General features: G+C 73.1%; 7 protein-coding genes. 1 reads left to right on the forward strand and 6 read right to left on the reverse strand.

Annotation, left to right across the window (positions count from 1 at the left end; genetic code table 11):
- Window positions 1-34 precede the first annotated feature (34 nt).
- The 6 genes from ACIRS1_RS18340 to ACIRS1_RS18365 form a co-directional block, all read right to left on the reverse strand.
- Complete coding sequence (locus ACIRS1_RS18340) at window positions 35-856, reverse strand: hypothetical protein (protein WP_402840749.1); 822 nt, start codon at window positions 854-856, stop codon at window positions 35-37.
- A gap of 146 nt (window positions 857-1,002) precedes the next feature.
- Window positions 1,003-5,949 (reverse strand): NAD-glutamate dehydrogenase, encoded by a 4,947-nt coding sequence (locus tag ACIRS1_RS18345; RefSeq protein WP_402840752.1) that lies wholly within the window; start codon window positions 5,947-5,949, stop codon window positions 1,003-1,005.
- Window positions 5,950-6,232: 283 nt separating this feature from the next.
- Entirely contained in the window at window positions 6,233-7,858 is a 1,626-nt protein-coding gene (pruA, locus tag ACIRS1_RS18350) for an L-glutamate gamma-semialdehyde dehydrogenase (RefSeq protein WP_402840795.1), read from the reverse strand.
- Between the two features lie 167 nt (window positions 7,859-8,025).
- Complete coding sequence (locus ACIRS1_RS18355) at window positions 8,026-8,685, reverse strand: HAD family hydrolase (RefSeq protein ID WP_360218086.1); 660 nt, start codon at window positions 8,683-8,685, stop codon at window positions 8,026-8,028.
- A 51-nt stretch (window positions 8,686-8,736) separates the two neighbouring features.
- Window positions 8,737-9,246, reverse strand: coding sequence for a DUF6912 family protein (locus tag ACIRS1_RS18360; RefSeq protein ID WP_360218089.1), 510 nt, complete (start codon window positions 9,244-9,246; stop codon window positions 8,737-8,739).
- A gap of 149 nt (window positions 9,247-9,395) precedes the next feature.
- On the reverse strand, window positions 9,396-10,523 hold the full coding sequence (locus ACIRS1_RS18365; RefSeq protein ID WP_402840755.1) for a patatin-like phospholipase family protein: 1,128 nt from the start codon (window positions 10,521-10,523) through the stop codon (window positions 9,396-9,398).
- A gap of 340 nt (window positions 10,524-10,863) precedes the next feature.
- Between ACIRS1_RS18365 and ACIRS1_RS18370 the strand changes: the two genes are divergently transcribed.
- Window positions 10,864-11,409: an Rv3235 family protein gene (locus ACIRS1_RS18370; protein WP_402840757.1), complete on the forward strand. Its 546-nt coding sequence runs from the start codon at window positions 10,864-10,866 to the stop codon at window positions 11,407-11,409.
- Window positions 11,410-11,431: the final 22 nt, after the last annotated feature.

Genomic DNA, 11,431 nt, shown 5'->3' on the forward strand with positions numbered 1-11,431 from the left:
GCCCGGCAGGGGCGGGTGCGGCCCGGTGCGGTTGTCAGGAGCAGTAGGTGCCGCGCTTGACCAGGGCGAGGCCGGTGACCTTGGCGCCGTCCATGGTGAACTCGTACACCCAGCCCTCGCCGCTGCGCACGCCCTCGGCCGGCAGCTCGTACTTGCCGTCCTTGCCCGGCTTGAGGCCCTTGCCGTCGTAGGCCCGCTTGAGCTCCTCCTCCGTCGAGCCCGCGCCGACGCCGTCGGCGGTCCGGGCGCCGGCCGGGGCGACGAGTTCGCGCAGGCCCTTCGTCCCGAAGCCGACCCGGCCGGTGGTGAGGAAGGCCTGGTCGTGGGTCCTGATGGCCGTCTCGAGCGCCTTGGCGTCCTTGGAGAGCCGGTCCAGCTCCGCCTGGTCGGCGGCGTTCTGGTCCAGCCGCACCTTCTCCCGCTTGTAGTACTCCATCATCTGCTGCGGCGAGGAGCCGGGCGGCAGCGTCTCGTGGGTCTTCAGCTTCGCCAGGACCTCGTCCAGCTTGGCGACGTAGGCGTCGGACTTGGCGCGGGCGTCCGTCTCGGCCGCCATCCGCTCCGGGTCCGGGGCCGGTCCGCCCTTGTACGCGAAGTCGGTGCACCCGTTGAGCAGCGAGACCGGGGCCTGCTCCAGCGCGCCGGTGGCCAGCGCCTCGTCCTTGCTCATCTCCAGCCTGAGGCCCCGGTAGCCGCCGGTGCCGAAGGCCTCCGGCGGGGTGCTCGCGGCGGTGGCGGGCGCGGAGCCGGCGCTCCGGGCGCCGTCCTCGCAGGCGGCCGCCCCGCCGGCCACCAGTGCCGCCGCCAGGACCGCCCCGGCCGTGCGTGCGGTGCGCGACTTCCCCACAGTGATCATCCCCCTCGTTCCCGCGGGCCACCGTAGCCGAAGCCGGGTACGAACGAACCGGCGGGGGGCGGGGCGCGGGGAGCTGCGGGGCCCGGTGCCACAAAGCCGGCGGGGCCCGCGTCCGAAGACGCGGGCCCCGCCGGTTCAGCCGTCCGTCAGCGCATCGAACCGGTGCGCAGCAGGGTGCGGATGACGCGCATCGCGACCGAGAGGCTGGACAGCTCGTAGTTGTCCGAACCCCTTATGTCGTCGAGGGTGCTCTTGGCGCGGTTCAGCAGCGTGCTGTTGAGTTCCGCCCAGGCGGTGTAGCGCTCCTCCGGGGTGGCGCCCTCCGGGCCGCAGGCCAGGATGTCGGCGGTCAGCGCCGCGTGCGCCGCGAAGAGGTCCTCGCGGATCGCGGCCCGGGCCATCGACGACCAGCGGTCGGTCCGGGGCAGCTCGATGATGCGGTCCAGCAGGTGGGTGATCTGCAGGCGGTCGGCGAGGTCGTAGTAGAGCTCGGCGACGTCCGCGACGTCCTTGCCGGAACGGTCCGCGACCTCGGTGATGTCCAGGGTCGGGAAGGTCGAGGACAGCCCGGCGACCCGGGTCGCCAGCTCCTCCGGCACGCCGGCCGCGGCGAGCTCCTCGTAGACGGACTCGAACCAGGCCAGGTCCTCGCCGCGCAGCGGCTTGGGCAGCGAGCCCCAGACCTGGTTGACCCGGTCGTGGAAGAACTCGATGGTGCCGGCGATGTCGAGCGGCTGGCGGCGGTTGTTGAGCATCCACCGGGTGGCGCGCTCGACCAGGCGCCGCGAGTGCAGCCGCATCTTGGTCTGGCCGCGGGCCGGGACCTTGTTGTCCAGGCCCTCGATCTCGCCCCAGATCTCCTCCAGGCCGAAGACGGCCCGGGCGGCGGTGTGGGTGCGGGCGATCTCCTCGTAGGTCGCGCCGGTCTCCTCCTTCAGCCGGAAGGCGAAGGTGCAGCCACCGCGGTTGATCGTGTCGTTGACGATCAGGGTGGTGATGATCTCGCGGCGCAGCGCGTGGTTGTCGATCGCCTCGGGGAACCGGGCCCGCAGCGCGCTCGGGAAGTAGTCGTGCAGCGCGGTGCGGAAGTACGGGTCGTCGGGCAGGTCGGTGGCGAGCAGCTCGTCGGCCAGCGTGATCTTGGTGTACGCGAGCAGGACGGACATCTCGGGCTGGGAGAGCCCGCGGCCGTTCTGCTGCCGCTCCTTGATCTGGCGCTCGGTGGGCAGGAACTCCAGGCCCCGGTCGAGCTGGCCGGCCGACTCCAGGCGGTTGATCATCCGGGAGTGGACGTTGACCATGCTGTGCGCCTGGGCGACGGCGTTGGCCAGCACCACGTTCTGCGCGTAGTTGTTGCGCAGCACCAGGTGGCCGACCTCGTCGGTCATCTCGGCGAGGAGGGTGTTGCGCTGCTTGACCGTCATGTCGCCCTCGGCGACGACCTGGTTGAGCAGGATCTTGATGTTGACCTCGTGGTCCGAGGTGTCCACGCCGGCCGAGTTGTCGATGGCGTCGGTGTTGATCCAGCCGCCGGTGCTCTCCGGGCCGCCCACCGCGGCGTACTCGATGCGGCCGAGCTGGGTGCAGCCGAGGTTGCCGCCCTCGCCGATGACCCGGGCCCGGACCTGGTCGCCGTTGACGCGGATGGCGTCGTTGGCCTTGTCGCCGACCTCGGCGTTGGTCTCGGTGGAGGCCTTGACGTAGGTGCCGATGCCGCCGTTCCAGAACAGGTCGACCGGCGCCTGCAGGATCGCCTTCATCAGCTCGGCCGGGGTGAGCCGGGTGACGTCGACGCCGAGGGCGGCCCTGGCCTGCGCGCTGAGCTGGATCGACTTGGCGCTGCGCGGGAAGACCCCGCCACCGGCCGAGATCAGCGACTTCTCGTAGTCGTCCCAGGAGCTGCGGGGCAGCTCGAAGAGGCGGCGGCGCTCGGCGTAGGAGGCGGCCGCGTCCGGGTTCGGGTCGATGAAGATGTGGCGGTGGTCGAAGGCGGCGACCAGCCGGATGTGCTCGCTGAGCAGCATGCCGTTGCCGAAGACGTCGCCGGACATGTCGCCGATGCCGATGACGGTGAAGTCCTCGGTCTGGGTGTCGACGCCGAGCTCGCGGAAGTTGCGCTTCACCGACTCCCAGGCGCCGCGGGCGGTGATGCCCATGCCCTTGTGGTCGTAGCCGGCCGAGCCGCCCGAGGCGAACGCGTCGCCCAGCCAGAAGCCGTAGGACTCGGCGACGCCGTTGGCGATGTCGGAGAAGGTCGCGGTGCCCTTGTCGGCGGCGACGACCAGGTAGGTGTCGTCCTCGTCGTGGCGGACCACGTCGGCCGGGTGGACGACCTCGCCGCCGACCAGGTTGTCGGTGATGTCCAGCAGCGCGGAGATGAACGTCTTGTACGAGGAGATGCCCTCGGCCAGCCAGGCGTCCCGGTCCACCGACGGGTCCGGCAGCTGCTTGGCGACGAAGCCGCCCTTGGCGCCGACCGGCACGATGACGGTGTTCTTGACCATCTGCGCCTTGACCAGGCCCAGGATCTCGGTGCGGAAGTCCTCGCGCCGGTCGGACCAGCGCAGACCGCCGCGGGCGACCTTGCCGAAGCGCAGGTGCACGCCCTCGACCTGCGGCGAGTAGACCCAGATCTCGAACGCCGGACGCGGGGCCGGCAGGTCCGGGATGGCCTTCGGGTCGAACTTCATCGACACGTAGGAGTGCCACTCGCCGGAGGCGGCGTGCTGGAAGAAGTTGGTCCGCAGGGTGGCCGTGATGAGGTGCAGGAAGGAGCGCAGGATGCGGTCCTCGTCCAGCGACACGACCTCGTCGAGCGCGCCGGCCAGCTCCTCCAGGATGCCCTCGGTCAGCTCCAGGGCGCCCGAACGGTGGCTCGGGCTCAGCCGGGCCTCGAACAGGTTGACCAGCAGGCGGGTGGTGTGGGTGTTGTTGCGGAGCGCGTCCTCCATGTAGTCCTGGGAGAACGTGGAGCCCGCCTGACGCAGGTACTTGGCGTACGCGCGCAGCATCATCGCCTGCCGCCAGGTCAGCCCGGCGGTGAGGACCAGCTCGTTGAAGCCGTCGTTCTCGGCCTTGCCGGTCCAGGTGGCCGCGAAGGTCTCCTGGAAGCGCTCGCGGGCCTCGTCGGTGAGCCCGGTGGCCTCGCGCAGCTTCAGGCCGAAGTCGTACACCCACGCGGTGGTGCCGTCGGAGCGGCGCAGCGCGTACGGGTGCTCGTCAAGCACCTCGACGCCCAGTCGCTGGAGCACCGGCAGGACCTCGGTGAGCGAGATCGGGCCGCCGACCCGGTAGATCTTGAAGCGGCGCTCGTCGTCGCCGGCGCCCACGGGCTGGTACAGGTTGAGGCGGAAGTCGCCGTCGCCGTGCAGCGCCTCGATCTGCTTGATGTCGGAGACGGCGGTGCGCGGCGGGAAGTCGGCGCGGTAGCCGTCGGGGAAGGCGTTGGCGTACTTGTGGCCGAGCTCGGCGGCCCGCTCCTCGCCCAGCTCGAGGTGCAGCTGGTCGTGGAAGCCGTCCATCCAGAACCGGGCCGCCTCGGCCAGGCGGTTCTCGATCCGCTCGATGTCGGTGTCGGTGAGCTGCGGCAGCTCGGTGCCCGGGGCGACCCGGACCACGAAGTGCAGGCGGGTCAGCACCGACTCGGTGGCGTACACCGTGTAGTCGATGGTGGCGCCGTTCAGCTCCTCCTTGAGGATGTCGGTGAGCAGCAGCCGGATCCGGGTGGTGTAGCGGTCGCGCGGCAGGTAGATGAACGCGGAGAAGTAGCGCCCGTACTCGTCCTGGCGCAGGAAGAGGCGCAGCTTACGGCGTTCCTGCAGGTAGAGCACGCTGGTCGCGATGGAGAGCAGTTCGGAGGCCGCGGTCTGGAACATCTCGTCCCGCGGGAAGGTCTCCATGATCTGCAGCAGGTCGCGGCCGTCGTGGCTCTCGCTGGAGAAGCCGGAGGCGTCCAGCACCTCCTGGACCTTGCGGCGCACGACCGGGATCCGGGTGACGGACTCGGTGTACGCGGCGGAGGAGAAGAGGCCGAGGAAGCGGCGCTCGCCGATCGGCTCGCCGGCGGCGTTGAACTTCTTCACGCCGACGTAGTCCAGGTAGGCCGGGCGGTGCACGGTGGAGCGGCTGTTGGCCTTGGTGAGGACGAGCAGCTTCTTCTCGTGGGCCTTGGCGCGGACCGGCGCGGACAGCCGGCCGAAGGCCTCGCTGACCGAGTGGTGCCGGTCGTCGTGGCTGTGCGGGTCGGCGCGCAGGATGCCCAGACCGGTGCCGGCGACGGCCTTCAGGACCTCCTCGCCCTCGTGCTCGACGAGGTCGTACTCGCGGTAGCCGAGGAAGGTGAAGTGGTCGTCGGCGAGCCAGCGCATCAGCTCCCAGGCCTCGCCGACCTCCTGCTCGGGCAGGCCGCCCGGGGGCTCCTCGGCGAGCTCGTCGGCCAGGCGCAGCGCGCTCTCGCGCATCTTGCTCCAGTCCTCGACGACCTCGCGGACGTCGCCGAGCACCCGGCGCAGGTTGGTCTCGATGGAGCGCAGGTCCTCGCGGTCCGTCTCGCGGTCGATCTCGATGTGCATCCACGACTCGACGGTCGCGTCGGCGGGCCACTCGGCGCCGGCGGCCTGGCTGCGGGAGCAGGCGTCGACGTCCAGGATCTCCAGCAGCTTGCCGGTGATGTCACGGCGGACGACCAGCTGGGGGTGGATGACGAGGTGGATCGCGCGGTCCTGGCGGGACAGCTCGTTGGTGACGGAGTCGACCAGGAAGGGCATGTCGTCGGTGACGACCTCGACCACGGTGTGGCCGCAGGACCAGCCGTTCTCCTCCACCGAGGGGGTGTGGACCCGCACCTCGGCGGTGCCCTGCGGGCGCTTGAGGCCCAGCCGGTAGTGGGAGGCCGCCGCGCCGTAGACGTCGACCGGGTCGGAGTCGACCAGGTCCTCGGGCGCGGTGTGGAGGTAGTAGTGGTGCAGGTACGCGGTCAGAGCGCCGTTGCTCAGACCCTCCCCCGGCGCCGCTCCCCCCACCTGGCTGTTCTCAGCGGCTGCGGCTGCCTTCTTGAGCAGTTCGGCCTTGGCTGCGTCCAGCTTGGTCTGCATGACTTCTTGGCTCCTGTCGCGCGCCGTTGCGTGACTCGGTCGGGTGTGGATGTTCACCGACGGGTCTCCCGCAATCCTGCCGCACCATCCGACTGAAAAGGCCCCATGGCGCGCATGAAACACCTTCGCAGTGGGTAGGACGATTCGTCTTGCGAAGCCACCCGACGACGCCAGCCAGCCTAACCGGATCAATCGAAGGTGCACAGGGACAGGGAGGCGCAAACCTGCAGGATGATCGGTCCGTCCTGGACACCATGTCCAAACCGGAACCCCTTGTTCACTCTCAGCCCATGTGGGGGTATCCGTACCGGACGGGCGGGACGAAGGTCTCCTTGATCGCCCGGGCCGAGGTCCACCGCTGGAGGTTCTGGACGGCGCCCGCCTTGTCGTTCGTCCCGGAGGCCCGGCCCCCTCCGAAGGGCTGCTGGCCGACCACCGCGCCGGTCGGCTTGTCGTTGATGTAGAAGTTCCCGGCGGCGAACCGCAGGGCCTCCACCGCCTGGGCCACCGCGTAGCGGTCCTGGGCGATCACCGAACCGGTCAGCCCGTACGGGGCCCCGGCGTCCACCCGGCCCAGCACGTCGTCCCAGCGGGAGTCCTCGTACACGTGGACGGCCAGGATCGGACCGAAGTACTCCGTCCGGAACATCTCGTTGCGGTGGTCGGAGGAGACCAGCACGGTCGGCCGGACGAACCAGCCGATCGCGTCGTCGTACTGGCCGCCGGCCGCCAGCTCGACCGTCGGGTCGGCCTTGGCCCGCTCGATGGCCTCCCGGTTCCGCTCGAAGGCCCGCCGGTCGATCAGGGCGCCCATGAAGTTCGAGAGGTCGGTGACGTCGCCCACCGTGAGCGCGTCCACCTCGGCGAGCAGCTCGTCCTTGATCCGCTGCCAGAGGCTGCGCGGCAGGTACGCGCGGGAGAGCGCCGAGCACTTCTGGCCCTGGTACTCGAAGGCGCCGCGGATCAGCGCGGTCCGCAGGATCTCCGGGTCGGCCGAGCGGTGCGCCAGCAGGAAGTCCTTGCCGCCGGTCTCGCCGACGATCCGCGGGTACGTCCGGTAGCCGCCGATGTTGGCGCCGATGGTCTGCCAGAGCGACTGGAAGGTCGCCGTGGAGCCGGTGAAGTGCAGCCCGGCGAGCGCCGGGTCGGCGAGCGCGACCGGGGAGACCTGGAGGCCGTCCCCGGTGACCAGGTTGATCACGCCGGGCGGCAGGCCGGCCGCCTCCAGCAGCCGCATCAGGTGGTGCGCGGCCAGGGTCTGGGTCGGCGCGGGCTTCCAGACCACGGTGTTGCCCATCAGCGCGGGCGCGGTCGGCAGATTGCCTGCGATCGCGGTGAAGTTGAACGGGGTGACGGCGTAGACGAAGCCCTCCAGCGGGCGGTGGTCGACCCGGTTCCAGACGCCCGGCGAGGAGACCGGCTGATCGGCCAGGACCTGCCGCGCGAAGTGCACGTTGAACCGCCAGAAGTCGATCAGCTCGCAGGCCGAGTCGATCTCGGCCTGCTGCACGGTCTTGGACTGGCCGAGCATGGTGGCCGCGTTGAGGGTCTCCCGCCAGGGGCCCGCCAGCAGCTCGGCGGCCCGCAGGAAGACCGCGGCCCGGTCGTCGAAGGAGAGCGAGCGCCACTGCCAGCCGGCCGCGAGCGCCGCGTCCACCGCCGCCCGCGCGTCCTCCCGGGTGGCGTTGCCGAGCACCCCCAGCCGGGCCGCGTGGTGGTGCGGCTGGACGACGTCGATCCGCTCGCCGGAGCCGAAGCGCTGCTCGCCGCCGATGGTCATCGGCAGCGGGACGGGCTCGGCCGCCAGCTCGTCCAGCCGGCGGACCAGCCGGTCCCGCTCCGGGCTGCCCGGCGCGTACCCCAGCACGGGCTCGTTGACCGGGTCCGGTACCTGGGTGACTGCGTCGATGGGCATGGCGGCTCCGTCCTGCTGACTGCTCCGGTGTCAGTCCAGCCTGACCAGCCGCCGCGCGATCCGCCCGTTCAGACACGCGGACGGCGGACGTGGCGCCCGCCACGTCCGCCGTCGCGACGGGCGCCGGCCCCCGCCCGTCGAGCGGGGCCGGGGCGCGCCCGTCAGCCCTGCCCCAGCCGCCCGGCCAGCTCGACCGCCTCGGCCAGGGTGTCCACCACCGGCACGCCGACCGGCTCCAGCTTCTCCCGGGTGTGCGAGCCGCCGGTGTAGAGCACCGCGTGCGCGCCAGCGCTCAGCGCCGCCAGGGCGTCGTCCGCGGCGTCGCCGATCAGCACCGTCCGGGCCGGGTCCACCTGCTCGCCCAGCGCGGCCAGGTGCCGGGCCAGCTGCTCGGCCTTCTGGCCGCCGGACGGGCCGCTGCGGCCGTCCACCCGCAGGAAGCGGGTGGTGAGGCCGAAGGTGTCGACCAGCGGCAGCAGCTTCTCGTGCTCGTACATGGACAGCAGCGACTGGCTGTGCCCGGCCTCCCCCCAGCCGTCCAGCAGCTCGCGGGCGCCCTCGGTCAGCCCGCACTCCTGGCGCAGCTCGTGGTAGCGGGCGTGGAAGGCGTCGTCGAGCAGCAGCCACTCCTCCGCCGAGGGCAGCCGGCCGAGCAGCCGCTGGTAGAAGCGGGGGATCGGGATCTCGTACTGCTCGCGGTACTCCTGCAGGGTCATCGGCCCCACGCCGATGGTCGCGAACGCGGCGTTGCTCGCGCCGAGCACCGCCTCCATGTCGTGGAAGAGCGTGCCGTTCCAGTCCCAAACGATGTGTGTGCGCACGCCGGGAACGGTAACTCCGATCACCGGCGGACCGGTAGGGCCCGGCTCACCTCAGGCCAGCAGGGACGGGATCTCCTGGGTCGCGAACCAGAGCAGGTCGTGGTCCTCCGCGCCGTCCACGGTGAACTGGGCGTCCTGGTCGCCCGCGTCGGCCGCGGACACCGCCGCCACCGCCGCCGCGACGTCCTCGACCACCTCGTCGTCGGCGACGTCCGCGTGCACCGCCGCCGCCTTCGCCAGCGGCAGCGGGCCGGCCAGCACCACCCGGCCGAGCGAGGCCTGGTCCTGGTACTCGTCGCCCGGGAAGGGCCGGACCGCCGAGTCCGCGACGTCCAGCGCCACCACGACCCGGCGGCGCGGGGCGTCCGGGTCGGCGGCCAGCAGGCGCAGGGAGGACTGGGCGGCCCGGTTCAGCGCCGCGTACTCCAGCTCCTCCAGGTCGTCGCTGACGTACCACTCGCGCAGCGCGGGCGTCACGGCGTAGGCCGCGGACGGCTCCAGGGCACCACCGGGGTGCGCCGCCGCCAGGCCGGTCAGGGTGGTGGGCACGTACACGCGCATCGGTGGCACTCTCCGGTTCGTCCTGCGGGGGTTCGTCCTGCCTGGGTTCGTCCTGCCGGGTCCGTCCGGCGGGGGTTCGTCCAGCGGCACTACGTGCAGCGCCCCAAGAATAAGCGCCGCACGGCCCCCCGTGATCACCCCGGCCCGGCTCAGCGGGTGGCCCGCAGGGCCTCCCGGCTGGTCCTCAGGGCGCTCTCCAGGACGGGGTCGCGGCGGGCCGGGTCCATCATGTTCGGGCCCATCACGGCGAGGTCGGCCAGGGTCGGCGCGAGCAGTCGCACCCGCACGCCCTCGGCCCGCAGCAGCGCGGCCTCGCGCAGCAGCTGCCGGGTGACGGCGCGGCGGTAGCGGCTGACCAGCTGGGCCAGGACGCCGCGCGGACGGTCCCGGGCGCGCCACTCGCGCAGTGCGGCGAGGGTGCCGCGCCCGGCCCCGTCGACCGGGTGCGCGGGGTCGGCGCCGGCCGGACCGCCGTCGGGCGGGCCCAGCCGCAGGGCCATCGGGGCGAGCACGTAGACCTCGTCCAGGCCCCGGCCGAGCAGCAGGTCGGCGTTGGTGGCGGACCAGCAGCCGCCGTCCACGTACGCCGAGCCGTTCAGCCGCACCGGCGCGAACCAGCCGGGGATCGCGCAGGAGGCCATCACCGCGTCGGCGACCGCGACCGCCGGGGCGTCCGGGTCGCCGAAGACCACCCGGTGGCCGCTGCGGTAGTCCACCGCGGCCACCCTCAGCGCCGGGACCCTGGCGCCGCCGCCCTCGCCGGGCGGCGGCCAGCCGCCGGGGCCGAGCAGACCGCGCACCAGCTCGCCGACCGGGGTCAGCGAACCGCGGCCGTGCGGCGCCATCGCGGACACCATGGTCAGCAGCGGGTACTCGCGCGGGTGCCGGACGGCGTCCCGCAGCAGGCCGGGCGAGCCGATGCCGGGCCGCGGTCGCGGCGGCAGCGCACCGCCGACGGAGGTCTCGTAGTCGAAGGCCACCCCGGCCAGCGGGCCCTCGGTGACCGGCAGGCCGCGCTGGTGGTCGCGCAGCTGCTCGGGGCCGACCCCGCCGGCCAGCAGCGCGCCGAGGATCGCGCCCGCGGAGGTGCCGAGCAGCAGGTCGGCGTCGCCCGGGCGCCGACCGGTGGCCTCCTCGACGGCGCACAGCGCACCGATCGTCCAGGCCGCGCCGAGCATCCCGCCGCCGCCCAGCACCAGGCCGCGCCGGGGGGCGTCCCCGGCAGGCGGGGAGGTGCCCGCGGCCGCCGGGGACGGCACCGCCACCCGTGTCGTCATCGCGTCCGCCCGTCGTCGTGGGGGCGGCTCGCCCGCTCCCCGCGGTTCCCGGTCAGGCTCCGATGGTGCGCGCGGGCGGCCGGGCGGCGCAACGGGGGCGGCGGCGCGGCATCACCCGGTCCGGCGCGGCGGAGCGTCCCCTTTCGGACCGCAGGCACCGTTCCCGCACGTCAACCGGGCGCCCCGGGGCCTGGTCGCGGGCCCGTCACCGCACTGCCCGATTCACCCGGATAGGTGAACTTTCCGACTGGTCCCCGGATGGCCGCGAAAGCCCTTGCCGCCCCACGCACGGGGCCACTAGAACCCTCCGTACCCGCACCACCCGACCGAGGAGCCGACCGTGACCGCACCGCTGAGCCCCCGCCCGCACCGCCGACCGCACGGCGCCGCCGCCCACCCGCTCGCCCAGCACCCGGCCACGCAGCACCCCGCCGCCCAGCACCCCGCCACCCGGGCCCGGCACGCAGCCCCGCGCGGGAGCCACCCGGCCGCCCACGACCACCACCCCGCCGGACGCCGGCCCCGCCACCCCCGCACGGACTGCCCCGGCCCCGGCGGCCACGACCCCCGCGCGCTCGCCTCCCGGTTCGCCCACCAGCTCGTCGAGGTGCTCACCGGCGCCCGGCCCGCCGGCCAGCTGATGCGGCACACCAGCCTGGACGGCTACGGGCAGCTCGCGTCCCTGGTCCGGATCGGCGCGCTGCGCCGCGGCGGCGCCGCCGACCGGCCCCGGCTCGGCCCGGTGCACGACCGGTCCCCCGCGCCGGACGCCGTGGAGGCCTGCGTTCGGGTCGACCTCGGCCGGCGGCACCACATGGTGGCCTTCCGGCTGGAGCAGCGCGGGCAGGCCGGGCAGTGGCAGTGCACCGCCGTGGAGGCCCGGTGAGCCGGGCCTCCGTGGCCCCGGC

The organism is Kitasatospora sp. NPDC101176, assembly GCF_044768035.1.
GTDB lineage: Bacteria > Actinomycetota > Actinomycetes > Streptomycetales > Streptomycetaceae > Kitasatospora.